Source organism: uncultured Amaricoccus sp., assembly GCF_937891315.1.
Lineage (GTDB): Bacteria > Pseudomonadota > Alphaproteobacteria > Rhodobacterales > Rhodobacteraceae > Amaricoccus.
Genome location: NZ_CALAGI010000115.1, coordinates 1 through 18,460 on the forward strand (window position 1 = coordinate 1; position 18,460 = coordinate 18,460).

Below are 18,460 nucleotides of genomic sequence, written 5' to 3' on the forward strand. Positions count from 1 at the left end.
GCGACACCACCGGCATCGAGCCCGACTTCGCGCTGGTGAAGTTCAAGAAGCTGGCGGGCGGTGGCTATTTCAAGATCATCAACCGCGCCGTGCCGCAGGCCCTGCGCAATCTCGGCTATCCCTCGGCGCAGGTCGAGGAGATCGTCGCCTACGCCGTCGGCCACGGCACGCTCGGCAACGCGCCCGAGATCAATCCGACCGCGCTGATCGGTCAGGGCTTCGGGGCGGAGGAGATCGCCAAGATCGAGGCCGCGCTGCCGACCGCGTTCGATATCCGCTTCGTCTTCAACCAGTGGACGCTGGGCGAGGATTTCTGCACCCGGGTTCTCGGCATCCCGGCCGAGAAGCTGCGCGATCCGGCCTTCGACCTTCTGCGCCACCTCGGCTTCGGCCGGGCGCAGGTCGAAGCGGCCAACGCCCATGTCTGCGGCGCGATGACCCTGGAAGGCGCGCCGCATCTGCGTCCCGAGCACTATGTCGTCTTCGACTGCGCCAATGCCTGCGGCAAGATCGGCACGCGCTATCTCAGTGTCGACAGCCATATCCGCATGATGGCCGCAGCGCAGAGCTTCATCTCCGGCGCCATCTCCAAGACGATCAACATGCCGAACGAGGCGACGATCGGCGACTGCAAGGCCGCCTACGAATTGTCCTGGTCGCTCGGGGTGAAGGCCAACGCCCTCTACCGCGACGGCTCGAAGCTCAGCCAGCCGCTGTCGGCCGCGCTGATCGAGGATGACGAGGATCTGGAGGAGATTCTGGCTCAGGCGCCGCAGGGCGAGCGGGTCACCGTGCTGGCCGAGAAGATCGTCGAGAAGATCATCGTGAAGGAGATCGAGAAGGCCAATCGCACCCGCCTCCCCGAGCGCCGCAAGGGCTACACCCAGAAGGCGATCGTCGGCGGCCACAAGGTCTATCTCCGCACCGGCGAGTATCAGGACGGGTCTCTCGGCGAAATCTTCATCGACATGCACAAGGAAGGCGCCGCCTTCCGGGCGATGATGAACAACTTCGCCATCGCGGTGAGCGTCGGCCTGCAATACGGTGTTCCGCTTGAAGAATTCGTCGAGGCCTTCACCTTCACCCGCTTCGAGCCGGCGGGAATGGTGCAGGGCAACGACTCGATCAAGAACGCCACCTCGATCCTCGACTACATCTTCCGCGAGCTGGCGGTCTCCTATCTCGACCGCACCGATCTCGCGCATGTGAAACCGACGGGCGAAAGCTTCGACGACGTGGGGAATGGCGAGGGCGAGGGTCGGAACGGCAACGTCCGCGAGATCCGGGGCGAGGTCGCGCAGCATTCGATCGACGTGATCAAGCAGCTGTCCTCGACCGGGTATCTGCGCAAGCGGCTGCCGCAGGAGCTGGTGCTGCTGCAGGGCGGCGCCTCGGTGGCGGGGGCTTTCGATCTCGGTGGCGCGCTCAGCGGGCTCGCCGTGCGGAGCGAAACGCTGACGGCCAGCGTCACGGCGATCGACCCGCGCGCCAAGGCGCGGATGCAGGGCTACGAGGGCGATCCCTGCGGCGAATGCGGCAATTTCACGCTGGTCCGCAACGGCACCTGCATGAAATGCAACACCTGCGGCGGCACCAGCGGCTGCAGCTGACGGATGCGACGCCCGCGCCCGGGTGAGGCGCGCGGGTCTGGCAACAAGGCCGGGGGGCAAGACCGGTCGAGCAGACCAAGAAGACGTGCCTGACGCCTAAAGGGAAAGAGGGGCCGCGCGGCCCCTCTTTTCGTTTGGCCGGGGCGCGGTCAGGAGGTCGGGCGGCGACGCGGGGGCGAGAGCGGGATCGTGGGCCGGCGCGGCGGGATGGTCGCCGCCGCGCCGCGAGATCCGCGGCTCGGCTCAGGCCAGGGCCGCGTCCATGGTGATGGCGGCATTCAGCACCTTGGAGACCGGACAGCCGGCCTTCGCGCCCTCGGCGGCTTTCCTGAAGGCTTCGGCGTCCGCGCCCGGGATCTTCGCGCGCACCGTCAGATGCACGGCGGTGATCGAGAAGCCGCCCTCCACCGGAACCACCGTCACCTCGGCCGTGGTGGCGATTTCGTCCGCCGTCATGCCGGCGGCGCCGAGCGCGCCCGACAGCGCCATCGAAAAGCAGCTGGCATGCGCCGCGCCGATCAGTTCCTCCGGATTCGTGCCCTTCGCGTCGCCGAACCGCTTGGCGAAGCTGTAGGGCACAGCCGAAAGCACGCCGCTCTCGGTCGAGACCGTGCCCTCGCCGCTCTTGATCTCGCCGTTCCAGACCGCCGATCCGCTGCGCTTCATGAAAAATTCCTCCGATGCTGGGCGGCGCCCACCGGCGTCGCCGGCGCACCATGTAGCAAGGCGGAGGCGGGCGGCCAGTCAAAAAGGAAACCCGGGCTGAAACTCCCGCGCCGCCGCGCGGCGTTTCGGGGATGGCGGCGCGCGGTTGGCGTCATTAGATATGGCGCGGCGCGGCGAGGAAAGGCGAATGGCAAAGATCACCTATATAGAATTCAACGGCACCCCGCATCAGGTCGAGGTCGCGACCGGCATGACGGTGATGGAAGGGGCGCGGGACAACAGCATCCCGGGGATCGAGGCCGATTGCGGCGGCGCCTGCGCCTGCTCGACCTGCCATGTCTATGTCGATCCGACCTGGGTCGATCGCCTGCCGCCGAAGGACGCGATGGAAGAGGACATGCTGGATTTCGCCTGGCAGCCCGATCCGGAGACCAGCCGCCTGACCTGCCAGATCAAGGTCACGGATGCGATCGACGGCCTCGTCGTACGGATGCCCGAGAAGCAGATCTGAGAGTCCGTTTGAAAACCCGGACGGGTTGGTCCGGCGGGTCTTTTCGCGCCCCGTGACATCCGGCCGGCGCACAAAAGTCCCCCGCCGGCCCTCCGCCGTCGAATTTCCAAACAGACTCTGCGCGCGGCGGCCTTCGGCGGCGGCCCGTCGTCTCGCGCTTGCTCCGAAGTACGGGGTGAAACAACTGCTCAAACGCGCGGCAGTTCGGGCATTTAGCCGGACTTTCAGCCATTTCCGGAAGAAGTTTCGCCCCCCGCGTGCGTCGCGTTTCTGGACATGATGAATCTGTGAACGGATTATCTTCTCCGCGAGGGAGCGTCTCCGTGCCGGGTCGGTCGCGGGGCGTGGGCCGGGTGGTCTCCCTTGGGGCGCAACGAGGAGATCGCAGATGGCGCAAGCCGTTCATTCCGTAGACGAGGTGCTGCCGGCGCCGAAACTGTTCACGCTCGGCCTTCAGCATGTGCTGGTCATGTACGCCGGCGCCATCGCCGTGCCGCTGATCGTGGGGCGCGCGTTGCAGCTCGCGCCGCAGGACGTGGCGTTCCTGATCTCCGCCGATCTCTTCGTTTGCGGCGTGGTCTCGATCATCCAGTCGCTGGGGGTCGGCCCATGGTTCGGCATCCGCATGCCGGTCATGATGGGCGTCACCTTCGCCAGTGTCGGACCGATGGTCTCGATCGGCATGGCCAATCCCGGTTCGGACGGCGCGCGGTTGATCTTCGGCGCGATCATCGGCGCCGGTATCCTCGCCATGCTGATCGCGCCGCTGATCGGCCGGATGCTGCGCTACTTCCCGCCGGTGGTGACAGGCACCATCATTCTCGTGATCGGCATCTCGCTGATGCGGGTCGGCATCAACTGGATCTTCGGCAATCCGGTCGGCCCGACCGCGCCCCGGATCATCAATCCCGAGCACGCCGCCTGGCTGACCGCGATCACCGACGCGGCCACGGCCGGCGCGGAGATCCCGGCGCCGCCCGCCGGCCTCGCCCTCGCCCCCAAGGTGGACAACCCCGCCTATGCGCCGATCGGCAACATCGTCATCTCGCTGATCGTGCTCGCGGTCATCGTCGCCATCGCGCGCTATGCCAAGGGCTTCCTGTCCAATATCGCGGTGCTGGTCGGCATCGTCGTCGGCGGCGTGCTGGCGGCGGCGCTCGGCATGATGCATTTCGACAAGGTCGCGGGCGCCGCCTGGTTCGCGCCGATCACGCCGTTCCACTTCGGCATGCCGACCTTCGATCCCATCCTGATCATCACCATGCTGCTGGTGATGATCGTGGTGATGATCGAATCGACCGGCATGTTCCTGGCGCTCAGCGACATCACCGGCAAGAAGATCAGCCAGGCGGAGCTGACCGCCGGCCTGCGCACCGACGGTCTCGGCACGGTGATCGGCGGCTTGTTCAACACCTTTCCCTACACCAGCTTCTCGCAGAACGTCGGGCTCGTGGGGGTGACCGGCGTGCGCTCGCGCTATGTCTGCGTGGCGGGCGGTGCGATCATGATTGTGCTCGGCCTCATTCCCAAGATGGCCGCGCTGGTGGAATCGCTGCCGACGGTGGTTCTGGGCGGCGCGGGGCTCGTGATGTTCGGGATGGTGGCGGCGACGGGGGTTCGCATCCTCTCCGCCGTCGATTTCAAGACCAGCCGCAACAATCTCTTCGTCGTGGCGATCTCGGTCGGCCTCGGGATGATCCCGGTGGTGGCGCCGGACTTCAAGATGTGGCTGCCGCATGCGATCCATCCGCTGATCGACAGCGGCATCCTTCTCGCGTCGATCGGCGCGGTCGGGCTCAACGCCTTCTTCAATGGCGGCGGCGGCACCGAGGCGGAGATGCGCGCGGCGGCGATGGCCGGCGGCGAACACTGAGCCCCATCGGGGAGCGGCGGCTTCGTCGCTCCCCTTCCTGACGATCCCGGGGCCGGAGACTCAGCCGAGCGCGCGCCAGCCGATGTCGGAGCGGGCGAAGCCGCCGGGCCAGTCGACGCGGGCGAGGGCGGCATAGGCGCGGTCGCGCGCCTCGGCCAGCGTGGCGCCGCGCGCGGTGACATTGAGGACGCGCCCGCCGTTCGAGACCAGCCGTCCCTCCGCGAGGCGCGTTCCCGCATGGAAGATCTGCACCCGCGGATCCTCGATCTCGGGCAGGCCGATCGGCTCGCCGCGGGCATGGTCGCCGGGATAGCCCCGCGCCGCCATCACCACGGTCAGCGCATGGTCGCTCGCCCAGTTCAGCCGCGCCTCGCCGAGCCGCCCCTCGGCACAGGCGAGGAACACGTCGAACAATTGCGCGCCGAGCCGCAGCGCGATCGCCTGGATCTCGGGATCGCCGAGCCGGACATTGTATTCGACCAGCCGCGGCCGGCCGTCCTCGATCATCAGCCCGGCATAGAGCACGCCCTGAAAGGGCGCGCCCCGCGCCACCATCTCGGCCAGCGTCGGGCGCACGATCTCGGCCAGCGCGCGCTCGATCACCTCCGGCGTCAGGATCGGCGCCGGGGAATAGGCGCCCATGCCGCCGGTGTTCGGCCCCGTGTCGCCGTCGAAGGCGCGCTTGTGATCCTGCGCGGTGCCGAGCACCAGCAGTTCCTCGCCATCGGCGAGAATGAACAGGCTCGCCTCCTCGCCGGTCATGAATTCCTCGATCACCACCCGGGCGCCGGGGCCTTCGGCGAAGATCGCGTCGAGCGCGGCTTTGGCCTCGGGCAGGGTCATGGCGACGGTGACGCCCTTGCCGGCGGCGAGACCGTCGGCCTTGACCACGATCGGCGCGCCGGTCGCGGCGACATAGGCGGCGGCCGCCTCGGGGTCGGTAAAGGTCTGGCTGGCGGCGGTGGGCACGTCGCGGGCGGCGCAGATTTCCTTGGTGAAGGCCTTGGACGCCTCGAGCCGGGCGGCCTCGCGCCCCGGGCCGAGCGTCGGCATCCCGCCCGCGCGCAAGGCGTCGGCGACGCCCTCGGCCAGCGGCGCCTCCGGCCCGACCATGACGAAACCGACCGCGTTCTCGGCGCAGAAGGCGAGGATCTTGTCGCCGTCGAGGATGTCGAGCGCGACGCAGGTCGCCTGCTCGGCGATGCCGGCGTTGCCGGGCGCGCAGAAGACCAGGTCCGCCTTGGGGTTCTGGGCGAAGGCCCAGGCGAGGGCATGCTCGCGTCCGCCGCCGCCGAGGATGAGGATGTTCATGGCTCTCCCGCGCTTGGCCCGCCTCTGGCGGCGTTCTATGGTGGCCGCGGCGCAGGCGCAAGCGAGGCGGAATGGACTTGTTCGAGGAACCGGCGGCGGCCCCGGAGGGCCGGAACGCCCCGGAATTCACGGTATCGGAGATCGCCGGCGCGGTGCGCCGGGTGATCGAGGGCGAGTTCGGCCGGGTCCGGGTCCGGGGCGAGGTCGGCCGCGTCTCGCGTCCCGCCAGCGGCCATTTCTATCTTGATCTCAAGGACGACCGCTCGGTTCTGGCGGCGGTGATCTGGAAGGGGACGGTGCGCGGCCTCGCGGCGCGGCCGGAGGAGGGGATGGAGGTGATCGCCACCGGGCGGCTTACCACCTTCCCCGGATCGAGCAAGTACCAGATGATCATCGAGGAGATCGCCCCCGCCGGGGTCGGCGCGCTGATGGCGATGCTGGAGGCGCGGCGCCGGGCGCTGGCGGCCGAGGGGTTGTTCGACGCCGGCCGCAAGCGGCCGCTGCCCTTCCTGCCGGAGGTGATCGGCGTCGTCACCTCGCCCTCGGGCGCGGTGATCCGCGACATCCTGCACCGCCTGCGCGAGCGTTTCCCGCGGCGGGTGCTGCTCTGGCCGGTGACGGTGCAGGGACCGAACTGCGCGGCCGAGGTGGCAGCGGCGATCCGGGGTTTCAACGCGCTCGGCCCCGATGGGCCGGTGCCGCGGCCCGACCTGCTGATCGTCGCGCGTGGCGGCGGCTCGATCGAGGATTTGTGGGGCTTCAACGAGGAGATCGTGGCGCGCGCGGCGGCCGAGAGCCGGATCCCGTTGATCTCCGCCGTCGGCCACGAGACCGATACCACGCTGATCGACCACGCCGCCGACCGTCGCGCGCCGACGCCGACGGCGGCGGCGGAGATGGCGGTGCCGGTGCGGATCGACCTGCTCGCGGCGCTCGCCGGGCTCGAGGAGCGGCGGCGGCTCGCGGCCGCGCGCGGACTGGCCGCGCGGGGGCAGCGGCTGCGCGACCTCGCGCGCGGACTGCCGCGACCCGAGGCGCTGCTCGCCGATCGGGCGCAGCGGCTGGACGCGGTGGCGTCGCTGCTGCCTCGCGCGCTGATCGGGCTGGTCCAGACCCGGCACCTGCGGCTGGCGCGCGGCGCGGCCGGGCGTTTCGGGCCGGGGCTGCTGTCGCTGGGACTGGAGCGGCGGCGGCAGCGGGCGCTGCGCGCCGGCCTCGGCTTGCGGCCGGAGGCGATGACGCGGCGCATCGCCCATCTCGCCGAGCGGCTCGGGGCGCGGTCCGAACGGCTGGCTCGGATCGAGACGCGACTGCTGCGCGAGGACCGGGCCAAGCTGTCGGCGCTGGCGCGGACGCTGGCGAGCCTCGGGCCGTCGGCGGTTCTGGCGCGCGGCTATGCCATCCTGCGCGATGCGCGCGGCGCGGTGGTGACGCGCGCCGAGACGGCGGCGCGCGAACCGCGGCTCGAGGCGGAGTTCATCGACGGCCGCGTCGGCCTGCGCCCGGACCGGCCGTCGGGCAAGCGCGGCCGGGACGACGACGGACCGGAGCAGGGGCGGCTGCTGTAGCGCCTTGGCCCCGACGCCCGGACAGTGGCTACGCGCCGACGTCGGGGGCGGGGCAGTCGAGGGGGGCCTTGTCGGCGTGGCTGAAGTCGAGCGAGAAACCGGTCTCGACCCCCTGCTCGACCAGCACCGCGCGCAGACGCGCGCCGTCGCGCAGGAAGCGCCAGCATTGCGCACCGGGATCGTCGGCATAGGCAAAGCAGATCCGGTCGCCTTCGGCATGCCAGGCGCCGTCGAGGCAGGGACCGCCGTCGAAGCGCCAGAGGGTGCGACGACCGGGCAGGAACCGCTCCGCGCCGAAGGGTTGGCCGTCGCGTGTGAAATAGAGGGTGCGCCCCGCGCTGAAGGCTTCGAACTCGTCCGCCGGCACCGGTTGCGCGCGCGGCGCGGCACCCGAGAGGACCAAGGCGAGGAGCGCCACCGGAAGCACCGTCCGTATCATGTCTCGAAATCCTCCGCCGCCACGCGGCGAGGCTAGTCCAGTCCGCCCACGCTTGGCCAGCGCCCGATCGGCCTGAATGTCGTGGAGGACGCCGGCGGGCTGTGCTAACCGCACGGGATTGGCTGGGAAAGTACGACGACATGGATATGTTCGCGGAAGTAAAGGGCCTTGTGCTCTCGGCGATCGAACGTCTGGTGGCCGAGGGGAGGCTGCCGCGCGGGCTCGATCTCGGTGGGGTGACCGTGGAGCCGCCGCGCGATCCGGCGCATGGCGACATGGCGACCAACGCGGCGATGGTGCTGTCGCGGCCGGCGCGCAAGGGGCCGCGGGAGATCGCCGAGGCGCTGGCCGAAGCGCTGGCCGGTGCGCCCGGACTTACCTCGGTCGAGGTCGCGGGACCGGGCTTTCTCAACCTGCGGCTCGATCCGGCGCGCTGGTTCGCGCTGCTTCCCGACATCCTCGCGCGCGGCCCGGATTGCGGCCGCTCGACGCTGGGTCAGGGTCGGCGGGTCAATGTCGAATTCGTCTCGGCCAATCCGACCGGCCCGCTGCATGTCGGCCACACGCGGGGTGCGGTCTTCGGTGACGCGCTGGCCGGCCTGCTCGATTTCGCCGGCTACGAAGTCACGCGGGAATATTACATCAACGACGGCGGCGCCCAGGTCGATGTGCTGGCGCGCTCCGCCTTCGAGCGCTATCGCGAGGCCTGCGGATTGGAGCCCGAGATCGCCGAAGGGCTCTATCCCGGCGACTATCTGATCCCGGTCGGCGCCGCCCTGCGCGAGAAATACGGCGACAGCCTGACCGACCTGCCCGAATCGGCCTGGCTCGGCGAGGTGCGGGAGTTCGCCACCGCCGCGATGATGGATCTCGTCCGCGAGGATCTCGCACTGCTCGGCATCGAGATGGACCGGTTCTTCTCCGAGAAATCGCTCTATGGAACCGGCCAGATCGAGGCGGCGCTGGCCGCGCTCGAAGCCAAGGACCTGATCTACGAAGGCGTGCTCGAAGCGCCGCGGGGCAAGACGCCGGAGGATTGGGAGGCGCGGGAACAGACCCTGTTCCGCTCGACCGCCTATGGCGACGACATCGACCGCCCGGTGAAGAAATCGGACGGCGGCTGGACTTATTTCGCGCCGGATATCGCCTATCATTACAACAAGGTAGAGCGCGGTTATGATGAACTGATCGACGTTCTCGGCGCCGATCACGGCGGCTATGTCAAGCGGATGAAGGCGGCGGTCGCGGCGCTGAGCGACGGGCGCGTGCCGCTCGACTGCAAGCTCTGCCAACTGGTCAAGCTGACCCGCGACGGCGAGCCGTTCAAGATGTCCAAACGCTCCGGCAATTTCGTCACCCTGCGGGACGTGCTCGACCTCGTCGGGCGTGACGTGACGCGGTTCGTGATGCTGACCCGCAAGAATGACGCGCCGCTGGAATTCGATTTCGGCAAGGTGCTGGAACAGTCGAAGGAAAACCCGGTCTTCTATGTGCAATATGCCCATGCCCGGGCGTTTTCCGTGCTGACCCGGGCGGCGGAGGCGGGCTTCGCCACCGGCGATTCCGATCTCGCGGCGGTCGATCTCTCGCCGCTCGGCACCGCGGGCGAACTTCGGCTGGCGCGGGCGCTCGGCGAATGGCCGCGGCAGGTGGAGGTCGCGGCGAGCAATCACGAACCGCACAGGATCGCCTTCTATCTATATGAATTGGCATCTGAATTTCACTCGTTACAGCATCAGGGCAAGCTCGATCCCGACATGCGTTTCCTGCGCGAGGACGCACCGGAGACGACGCGGGCGCGGCTCGCGCTGGTGCGTGCGACGGCGGTTGTCATATCGGCCGGTCTTGGTATTCTGGGGGTAACTCCGATGAATGAGATGCGATAACGCATCCGAGCGTATTTCGGGGTTGGAGCAGAGGCGCATACACGATATGGTATGGCAAAACAGGCAAGAACCCCATGCGCGATCTTTACAGCGACGACTACGAGTCCGTTGCGGGCGGAAGCCCTAGTCAGGCGATCCCGTCCTCGCTGAGGCGGCTGGCCGGCGCGGCGGTATTTCTCGGGGTGATCGGGGCCATGGGCCTCTGGTCGTACCGGCTCGGCACGCGGGACGCCGCGGAGGTGCCGATCGTCAAGGCGATGGAGGGGCCGAGCCGTCTTGCTCCGGAGGAACCCGGCGGGCTCCAGGCCGAGCATCAGGGGCTCGAGGTGAACAAGGTCCTGTCGGGCCAGACCCCGCCCGCGCCAAATCCGGCCACCGCCGCGCTGACCAGGGCGCCGGAGGTTCTGACCACCGAGGACGCGCCGAAGGCGGAGCTGGTCGCCGAGGCGGAGAAGCTCGCGGAAAGCGCCGAGATCCGCACGCCCCCGCCCGAGGAGATGCCGGAGCTCGCCGCCGCGCCGACCATCCAGTCCGAACTCGCCGCCATGGTTGCCACGGCCGCTCCCGCCGAGGAGAACGAGGAAACCGCCGCGCGGGACAGCGTCTCGGCCGGCGCGCGGCCGATGGGTCGCCCGGCCAATCTCGCCGTGGCGCGGCCGACGCCCGCCGTCGAGAAGGTGGCGCAGAAGACCGCCGCCCTGACCCCGGCCAAGGCGCCCGCCAAGGCGGCGCCCGCCGCCACCCGCGAAGTGAAGAGCCTCGGCGCCGGCAGCCGGCTGGTGCAGCTCGGCGCCTATGACAGCGAGGAACTGGCGCGCAAGGCCTGGAACCAGCTCGTCGCGCGGCAGGGTGACCTGCTCGGCTCGAAGAGCCTCTATGTCGAGCGGGCGACCTCCAACGCGCGGGTGTTCTACCGGCTGCGGGTCGCGGGCTTTCAGGACACCGAACAGACGCGGGCGATGTGCGAGGCGCTGCGGGCGCGCGGCATCGACTGCATCCCGGTGACGCTGCAATAGATGGCGGCCCGGGCGGTCATCCTCGGATGCTCTGGCCCGACGATCGGGCCGGAGGAGCGGCGGTTCTTCACCTCGGCCGACCCCTGGGGTTTCATCCTCTTCGGCCGCAATGTCGAAAGCCCGGAGCAGGTGGCCCGGCTGACGGCCGATCTGCGCGCCGCCGTCGGCCGGGACGCGCCGATCCTGATCGACCAGGAGGGCGGCCGGGTGGCGCGGCTGCGCGCCCCCGCCTGGCGCGAATGGCTTCCGGCGTTCGACGAGTGCGCGCGACTGCCCGGAATCGGCTTGCGCGTGCGTGCGATGCATCTGCGCTACCGGCTGATCGCGGCCGAGCTGCGCGCGCTCGGCATCGACGTGAATTGCGCGCCGGTGCTTGATCTCGCGCGGAGCGAGACGCATGGCGTCCTGCGCAACCGCTGCTATGGCGATGATCCGGTGGAGGTGGCGGCGATCGGCCGCGCGGTGGCCGAGGGGCTGCTCGCCGGCGGCGTCCTGCCGGTGATGAAGCACATGCCGGGGCAGGGGCGGGCCGGGCTCGACAGCCACCTCGCGCTGCCGGTGGTCAGTGCGACGCGGGCCGAGCTCGAGGCGGATTTCGCGCCGTTCCGCGCGCTCGCCGACCTGCCGATGGCGATGACCGGGCACGTGGTCTACGCCGCGCTCGACCCGGAGGCGCCGGCCACGCTCTCGGCACCGATGGTCCGGCTGATGCGCGGCGAGATCGGCTTCGATGGCCTCCTGATGACCGACGACGTCTCGATGCGCGCGCTCAGCGGCGATTTCGGCGACCGGGTGGCGCGGGCGCTCGGCGCCGGCTGCGACGTCATCCTGCATTGCAACGGCAAGCCCGAGGAGATGGCGCCGGTGGTGGCCGCCGCGCCGCGCCTCGCCGGCCGATCGCTCGCCCGGGCCGAGGCCGCGCTCACCCTGCGCGGCGGCGAAGCCGACGCGGGCGAGGCGGAGGCGGAGCTGGCGACGCTCGGGCGGTCGCATGCCTGAGGATTTCTTCGACCTCGCCGATGTTGCCGAGCGCCGGGCCGCCGAGGCGCTGGTGGTCGAAGTCGGCGGCTTCGAGGGCCCGCTCGATCTGCTGCTGACCCTCGCGCGGGTGCAAAAGGTCGATCTGAGGCGGATCTCGATCCTGCGGCTCGCCGAGCAGTATCTCGGCTTCGTCGAGGCGGCGAAGCGGCTGCGGATCGAGCTCGCCGCCGACTATCTGGTGATGGCGGCTTGGCTCGCCTTCCTGAAATCGCGCCTGCTCCTGCCGCCCGACCCGGCGGAGGAGGGGCCGTCGGCCGACGATCTCGCCGAGCATCTTGCCTTCCAGCTGCGCCGGCTCGAGGCGATGCGCGAGGCGGCGGCGCGGCTGATGGCCCGAGACCAGCTCGGCCGCGACGTCTTCGCGCGCGGCGCCGGCGAGAATGTGACCCGCGCGCTCCGCGTCACGCACACGGCGAGCCTCGTCGATCTGATGCGCGCCTATGCCCGGATCAAGACCAGGGACGATTTCCAGCCGCTCTATCTGTCGCGCGGGCCGGTCTATACGATGGAACAGGCGCTGGAGCGGATGCGCGGCCTGATCGGCGCGGCGACCGACTGGGTCACCCTTTCGGCCTGGCTGCCCGACGACTGGGCGGTCGAGCCGAAGCGCCGCCGCTCCGCGACAGCCGCCAGCTTCGCCGCCGCGCTCGAACTGGTGAAGTCCGGTCGGCTCAGCCTGCGCCAGGACACGCCCTTCCAGCCGATCTATCTGCGCCAGCGCCTGCCCGAGGAACCCGGATGAACGACACCACCCGCGCCTTCGTCGCCGATCCCGCCTTCACGCTACCGCCCCCGCCGGAGCAGGAGCGCATGGTGGAGGCGATGCTCTTCGCCAGCCCCGCGCCGCTGTCGGCGCGCGACATCGCCGAACGGCTGCCGACCGGCTGCGACGTTGGCGAGGCGCTGGCCGGGCTCCGCGCGCGCTACGCCGGTCGCGGGGTGGAACTGGCGCGGTCTGGCGACGGCTGGGCCTTCCGCACCGCCGGCGATCTCGGCTTCCTGATGAGCCGCGAGGTGGTCGAGACGCGCAAGCTCAGCCGCGCGGCGATCGAGACGCTGGCGATCGTCGCCTATCACCAGCCGGTGACCCGCGCCGAGATCGAGGAAATCCGCGGCGTCTCGGTTTCCTCCGGCACGCTGGACCTGCTGATCGAACTTGGTTGGGTCAAGCTCGGGCGCCGGCGGATGTCTCCCGGCCGCCCGACGACCTTCGTGCTGACGCAGGGCTTTCTCGACCATTTCGGCCTGGAAACCGAAGGCGACCTGCCCGGCCTCGCCGAACTCCGCGCCGCCGGCCTGCTCGACAACCGCCCCAATCCGGATGCCTTGCCCGAGGCTCGGGACGAGGGGGACGACGACCCCGACGCTTCGCAGGGTGCGCTGCTCTGAAATCCTGCGAGGGCCGCGCGGCGACCGATCCGGAATCATTGAGACGAAACCCGCGGTCTGATACCTTCGGACGCGCGGGAACTTTGATCGTCCCGCGCCATAATACCGGTTCGGGGGTCTGGCATGCGACTTGTGCCCGCGCGGCTGTTTGCGTTCCTGGTGGCGTTCTTCGTAGCGATGTCCCTTCTCGCGCCCGATCTGGCGCTGGCACAGGCGGCGCGCAAATCCGTCACCCAGCTGACCACGGCCGAGCTCATGTCGCTGCGGCGCGGAGTTGCGACCATGATGGCGCGCAACAGCGCCCCGCGCACGAGCGCCGACTTTCGTCGCAGCTGGATTTACTGGGCCAATATGCATGGACATTTCGGCACCGATTGCCGGGGGCCGATAGCCGGGGCGGGCATGGCGGGCGTGACCGTCTGGACCGCCTCGAACAGCGCCGAGACCGCGACCTGGTGCAAATGCGAGCATGGCACCGACCAGTTCCTGACCTGGCACCGAATGTATCTCTACTATTTCGAGCGCGTGCTCCAGCAGGCGTCCGGCGACCCGAACCTGCGGCTGCCCTATTGGGACTATGGGACCGACCCGGTGTTGCCGGCGGCGTTTCGGGCGACGACCTACGTCAATCAAGCCGGGCAGACGGTGCCCAATCCGCTGCGCGTGACGGCGCGGCGCGCGGCGCTGAACAGCGGTACCTCCGGGCTCGCGGCGTCGACCACCTCGACCAGCAACGCCATGGCCGCCACCAATTTCTCGACCTTCCGCGCGCGGCTCGAATCGGCCCCGCACGGCGCGGTGCATTGCTCGATCGCCAGTGGCGGTTGCCCCACCGGTCTGATGGGCGCGGTGCCGGCGGCGGCGCTCGACCCGATCTTCTATCTGCATCACGCGAACATCGACCGGCTCTATGAATGCTGGCTCAGGGTCAGTCCCTCCGGCCGCCTGCCGACCAGCGCGGCGATCCTCGACAAGACCTATTCCTTCATCGACGCCGACGGCGCGCTGAAGCAGCGTCGGGTTCGCGACATGCTGACGCTGTCGCAGCTTGGATACAGCTACACCGCCGGATCGGGTTGCCCGGGCGCGCCGGCCGTCGCCGCGAACACGGAGGTCGCCCAGATGTCGCCGACCGAACTGGGGCGCGGGGTCACCTCGGTACCGCTGACGATGGAGGGCGCCCCGGCGGCGGCCCAGGGAGCGCCTGAGGGTACGTCCCGCAAAGCTGCCCCGGGCGCGACCGCGCGGCCCGCGACCGTGGTCATCGACGGGCTCGAGGCGACGGAGGTGCCGGGCGTGCTCTTCAACGTCTATCTCGGCAATCGCGCCGGCGAGCGCGCGCTGATCGGCGTGATCGATTTCTTCGGTTTCGACGCCGGCGGAACGGGCGGCGGTGGAATGGGCGGAACGAGCGGGGCGCATGCCGGCCACGGCGACCACGGGCGGCGGTTCGAGTTCGATGCGACCGCGGCGGTGGCGGCGCTGGGTCTTTCCTCGACCCGAAAACCCGAGCTGATCTTCGAGCCGACGACCGGCCTCGACGATTCCACCGTCGCCCAGGCCATGGCCAGCGTCCCCGCCGAAACCAAGGTGACCTTCCGCCGCGCCTGGCTGCGCGTCGATTGATCCGCGGCCAACGAGGGCCGGGGGGGCGCTCAGGTCCGGAAGTGCTTGGAGAGCTTCAACCCCTGGCCCTGGTAGTTCGAGCCAAGGTCTCGGCCATAGAGGATCTCCGGCCGTTCCGCCATGCGCTCATAGACCAGGCGCCCGACGATCTGGCCATGGTCGAGCGCGAAAGGCGCCTCGTGGCAGCGGACCTCGAGCACGCCGCGCGCGCCGGCGCCGCCCGCCGCCGCGTGGCCGAAGCCGGGGTCGAAGAAGCCGGCGTAATGTACCCGGAACTCGCCGACCATCGCGAGATAGGGCGCCATCTCGGCGGCGTAGTCGGGCGGCACATGCACCGCCTCGCGGCTGACGAGGATATAGAAGGCGCCGGGATCGAGGATCACCCGCCCCGCCCGGGTCCGCACCGGCTCCCAGAAATCGGCGGGATCGTAGTAGCCGATCCGGTCGAGATCGATCAGCCCGGTATGCGGCTTGGCGCGATAGCCGACGAGATCGTCGTCGCGCGGCTCGAGGTCAACCGAGAAGCCGAGGCCGCCGGCGATATGCGCCTCGCCATCGACCAGCCCCTCGTCCGCGTCGAGCGCGGCGAGGGCGTCGTCGTCCAGCACGGCCGAACCCTGCCGAAAGCGGATCTGGTTCAGCCGCATCCCCGGCCGCACCAGCGCCGAGAAGGAACGGGGCGAGATCTCGGCATAGAGCGGGCCGTGGTAGCCGGCGGCGATCCGGTCGAATTCGGCGCCGCGATCGGTGATGAGCCGGGTGAAGAGATCGAGCCGCCCGGTCGAGCTCTTGGCATTGGCGACCGCCGAGACACCGGCGGGCAGCGCCAGCGATTCCATCAGCGGCACGACATAGACACAGCCCTTCTCCAGCACCGCGCCGTCGCGCAGATCGATCCGGTGCATCTCGAAATCGGCCAGTCGCTCGGCGAGCGTCGCGCGCGCGCCGGGCAGGAACGAGGCGCGTACCCGGAAGGCCTCGACCCCGAGCCGGAGATCGAGGCTCGCCGGCTGGATCTGTCCCGGGACCGGCGGCGCGGCGGCGATGATCCGCCCGTCGGCCAGCATTGCGGAAATGCCCTGCGCCGGGATCACACCGGGCGCGGAAGGGTTGGATTTGGGGGATTTGGTCGGGCTAGCGAGATTCGAACTCACGACCTTTCGACCCCCAGTCGAACGCGCTACCAGACTGCGCTATAGCCCGACACCGAGGCGCTTTATAGCCACCCCGCGCGGCGGGGCAAGCGGAAAGCGCCCCGCCGCGGACCGTGCGCCGACCCGTCCTCGCGCGCCCCTTCGCTGACCCGGGGTTCAGCCCTCCAGTGCGCCGGAAGCCCCGCGGGAACCCGCCGCCGCTGGGCGTTCTTCCAGTTTCATATTGGCAGAATTCCTATCGGGCAGGACGAGGGGCCCCGCCAAAGGGCAGGGAGAACAAAGGACTCGCGGCCAACAGGCCGCTCCTGTGGCGGCCGCGCCGCGGCCGCCGGGCCCAAGGGCTACGCCCGCGGGAGCCCCCTTTTCAGGTCCGCTCGGCGCCGAGGGTCTCGACGAAGGCCGACAGCGCCGCCTCCGGCCCGTCGGCATGGGTCCAGATCTCCTCGCCGAGTGCCAGGAAATCCGCTACGCCCGCGAGGTCGGCGGCGAGTTGGGGCGTCAGACCTCCCTCGGCCACCACCGGCAGCTCGATGAGCTCGGACCACCATTGAAAGAGCTCGAACGGCGCCAGCGCCCCATCGCCGAGGCTCGATTGCGTCATCGGTCCGAAGCTTACATAATCGGCGCCGAGCTCGCCCGCCGTCATGCCGTCGTGGCGCGAGGCATGCGCATAGGTTCCGACAATGGCCTCCGTTCCGAGCGCGGCGCGGGCGGCGCGCACCTGGCGGGCGCCGTCGCTCAGATGGACTCCGTCGAGGCCGAGCGGCCCGACCAGCCGGAAATGATCGGCGATCACCAGCGGCACATCGCGCGCATGGCAGACCTCGCGCAATGCGTCGGCCGCCCGCCCCACCTCCTCCTCCGAGCGGGTGGCGAGGGCGAGGCGCACGCAGGCGATCTCGAACCGGTCGAGCAGGCGGGCGAGCGTCCCGGCGAAGCCGCCGAGCGCCAGCGCCGGGGGGGTGATCAGATAGAGCCGGGCCGCCGCCGGCGCCTCGGCTTCGGGCGGCATGGCTTGACCCCGCTCAGCGGCGCAGGATCGAGCGGCCGGCGAAGATCGCGTTCTCGCCCAGATCCTCCTCGAGCCGGATCAGCTGGTTGTATTTGGCGAGCCGGTCGGAGCGCGACAGCGAGCCGGTCTTGATCTGGCCGCAGTTGGTCGCGACCGCGAGATCGGCGATGGTCGCATCCTCGGTCTCGCCCGAGCGGTGCGACATGACGGCGGTGTAGCCGGCGCGGTGCGCCATGTCGACGGCGGCCAGCGTCTCGGTCAGGCTGCCGATCTGGTTCACCTTGACCAGGATCGAATTGGCGATGCCCCTGTCGATCCCCTCGGCCAGCCGCGCGGTGTTGGTGACGAAGAGGTCGTCGCCGACCAGCTGGCAGCGGTTGCCGACCGCCTCGGTCAGCAGCTTCCAGCCCTCCCAATCATCCTCGGACATGCCGTCCTCGATCGAGATGATCGGATAGGCGTCGACCAGGTCGGCGAGATAGGCGGCGTTCTGCGCGGCGGTGCGCTTCTTGCCCTCGCCGGCCATGTCATAGATCCCGTCGGCGAAATACTCGGTCGCCGCGCAGTCGAGCGCGAGATAGACGTCCTCGCCCGGGCGATAGCCGGCGATCTCGACGCTCTTCATGATGAAGTCGAGCGCCTCGGTGCTCGAGCTGAGGTTCGGGGCGAAGCCGCCCTCGTCGCCGACGGCGGTATTGTGCCCGGCCTTGCCGAGCTGCTTCTTCAGCGCGTGGAACACCTCGGCGCCGACGCGCACCGCCTCGGCGATCGAGTCCGCGCCGACCGGCATGATCATGAACTCCTGGATGTCGATCGGATTGTCGGCATGGGCGCCGCCGTTGATGATGTTCATCATCGGTACCGGCAGCACGCGGGCCGAGGTGCCGCCGATATAGCGATAGAGCGGTGTTCCGAGGCTCTGGGCCGCCGCCTTGGCGCTGGCGAGGCTGACGCCGAGGATCGCGTTCGCCCCGAGCTTGGCCTTGTTCGGCGTGCCGTCGAGATCGATCAGCACGGTGTCGATCGTCAGCTGGTCGGTGACACGCAGGCCGGTCAGCGCGTCGCAGATCGGGCCGTTCACCGACTCGACCGCGCGCCGCACGCCCTTGCCGCCATAGCGCTTGGGATCGCCGTCGCGCAACTCCACCGCCTCGTGCGCGCCGGTCGAGGCGCCCGACGGCACCGCCGCCCGCCCCATGGCGCCATCCTCGAGCAGGACATCGACCTCGACCGTGGGATTGCCCCGACTGTCCAGTATTTCGCGCGCCACGACGTCGATGATGACCGACATGATCAGAAAATCCCCCGCATTCGTCTGGGCCCCGTTCGCTTCCGTGATTAGACGAAACCGCCCTGCT

At 69.7% G+C, this 18,460-nt stretch carries 15 protein-coding genes, 1 tRNA gene and 1 pseudogene; 10 read left to right on the plus strand and 7 right to left on the minus strand.

Annotation, left to right across the window (positions count from 1 at the left end):
* Positions 1 to 1,610 (plus strand): annotated as a pseudogene (locus tag Q0480_RS10620) (vitamin B12-dependent ribonucleotide reductase); the annotation flags it as partial.
* Positions 1,611 to 1,853: 243 nt separating this feature from the next.
* Here Q0480_RS10620 and Q0480_RS10625 read toward each other — a convergent pair.
* A complete protein-coding gene (locus Q0480_RS10625; protein WP_299132731.1) occupies positions 1,854 to 2,276 on the minus strand; it encodes an OsmC family protein in 423 nt (140 codons plus the stop codon).
* 187 nt (positions 2,277 to 2,463) lie between these two features.
* Here Q0480_RS10625 and Q0480_RS10630 point away from each other — a divergent pair, with 187 nt between their 5' ends.
* Both Q0480_RS10630 and Q0480_RS10635 read left to right on the plus strand, forming a co-directional pair.
* A complete protein-coding gene (locus Q0480_RS10630; protein WP_299132733.1) occupies positions 2,464 to 2,787 on the plus strand; it encodes a 2Fe-2S iron-sulfur cluster-binding protein in 324 nt (107 codons plus the stop codon).
* Between the two features lie 388 nt (positions 2,788 to 3,175).
* Entirely contained in the window at positions 3,176 to 4,660 is a 1,485-nt protein-coding gene (locus tag Q0480_RS10635) for a nucleobase:cation symporter-2 family protein (RefSeq protein WP_299132734.1), read from the plus strand.
* A 60-nt stretch (positions 4,661 to 4,720) separates the two neighbouring features.
* On the opposite strand, the gene purD is transcribed toward Q0480_RS10635, so the two are convergent.
* On the minus strand, positions 4,721 to 5,971 hold the full coding sequence (gene purD / locus Q0480_RS10640; RefSeq protein ID WP_299132735.1) for a phosphoribosylamine--glycine ligase: 1,251 nt from the start codon (positions 5,969 to 5,971) through the stop codon (positions 4,721 to 4,723).
* Positions 5,972 to 6,042: 71 nt separating this feature from the next.
* Here purD and xseA point away from each other — a divergent pair, with 71 nt between their 5' ends.
* Positions 6,043 to 7,539 (plus strand): exodeoxyribonuclease VII large subunit, encoded by a 1,497-nt coding sequence (gene xseA / locus Q0480_RS10645; protein WP_299132736.1) that lies wholly within the window; start codon positions 6,043 to 6,045, stop codon positions 7,537 to 7,539.
* A gap of 28 nt (positions 7,540 to 7,567) precedes the next feature.
* Here the strand turns inward: xseA and Q0480_RS10650 are convergent, their stop codons facing one another.
* Complete coding sequence (locus Q0480_RS10650; protein ID WP_299132737.1) at positions 7,568 to 7,978, minus strand: hypothetical protein; 411 nt, start codon at positions 7,976 to 7,978, stop codon at positions 7,568 to 7,570.
* A gap of 140 nt (positions 7,979 to 8,118) precedes the next feature.
* Between Q0480_RS10650 and argS the strand changes: the two genes are divergently transcribed.
* From argS to Q0480_RS10680, 6 genes are all read left to right on the plus strand, one after another.
* On the plus strand, positions 8,119 to 9,864 hold the full coding sequence (argS, locus tag Q0480_RS10655; protein WP_299132739.1) for an arginine--tRNA ligase: 1,746 nt from the start codon (positions 8,119 to 8,121) through the stop codon (positions 9,862 to 9,864).
* Between the two features lie 74 nt (positions 9,865 to 9,938).
* Positions 9,939 to 10,880, plus strand: coding sequence for an SPOR domain-containing protein (locus tag Q0480_RS10660; RefSeq protein ID WP_299132740.1), 942 nt, complete (start codon positions 9,939 to 9,941; stop codon positions 10,878 to 10,880).
* Positions 10,881 to 11,879 (plus strand): glycoside hydrolase family 3 protein, encoded by a 999-nt coding sequence (locus Q0480_RS10665; RefSeq protein ID WP_299132741.1) that lies wholly within the window; start codon positions 10,881 to 10,883, stop codon positions 11,877 to 11,879.
* The gene (locus tag Q0480_RS10670; RefSeq protein ID WP_299132743.1) at positions 11,872 to 12,663 is read left to right on the plus strand and encodes a ScpA family protein; all 792 of its coding nucleotides are present in this window, start codon (positions 11,872 to 11,874) and stop codon (positions 12,661 to 12,663) included. Before Q0480_RS10665 ends, Q0480_RS10670 begins: the two co-directional genes overlap by 8 nt.
* A complete protein-coding gene (locus Q0480_RS10675; RefSeq protein ID WP_299132744.1) occupies positions 12,660 to 13,310 on the plus strand; it encodes an SMC-Scp complex subunit ScpB in 651 nt (216 codons plus the stop codon). The genes Q0480_RS10670 and Q0480_RS10675 overlap by 4 nt, the downstream gene beginning before the upstream one ends.
* Positions 13,311 to 13,433: 123 nt before the next feature.
* Positions 13,434 to 14,936 (plus strand): tyrosinase family protein, encoded by a 1,503-nt coding sequence (locus Q0480_RS10680; protein WP_299132746.1) that lies wholly within the window; start codon positions 13,434 to 13,436, stop codon positions 14,934 to 14,936.
* A gap of 29 nt (positions 14,937 to 14,965) precedes the next feature.
* Here the strand turns inward: Q0480_RS10680 and Q0480_RS10685 are convergent, their stop codons facing one another.
* The 4 genes from Q0480_RS10685 to eno all read right to left on the minus strand — a co-directional run bounded on the left by Q0480_RS10685 (position 14,966) and on the right by eno (position 18,393).
* Positions 14,966 to 16,090, minus strand: a complete 1,125-nt coding sequence (locus Q0480_RS10685) for a 2'-deoxycytidine 5'-triphosphate deaminase (protein ID WP_299132747.1) — start codon at positions 16,088 to 16,090, stop codon at positions 14,966 to 14,968.
* A tRNA-Pro gene (locus Q0480_RS10690) sits at positions 16,063 to 16,139 on the minus strand. The genes Q0480_RS10685 and Q0480_RS10690 overlap by 28 nt, the downstream gene beginning before the upstream one ends.
* A 315-nt stretch (positions 16,140 to 16,454) precedes the next feature.
* On the minus strand, positions 16,455 to 17,102 hold the full coding sequence (locus Q0480_RS10695) for a thiamine phosphate synthase (protein WP_299132748.1): 648 nt from the start codon (positions 17,100 to 17,102) through the stop codon (positions 16,455 to 16,457).
* Positions 17,103 to 17,115: 13 nt separating this feature from the next.
* Entirely contained in the window at positions 17,116 to 18,393 is a 1,278-nt protein-coding gene (gene eno, locus Q0480_RS10700) for a phosphopyruvate hydratase (RefSeq protein ID WP_299132750.1), read from the minus strand.
* Positions 18,394 to 18,460: the final 67 nt, after the last annotated feature.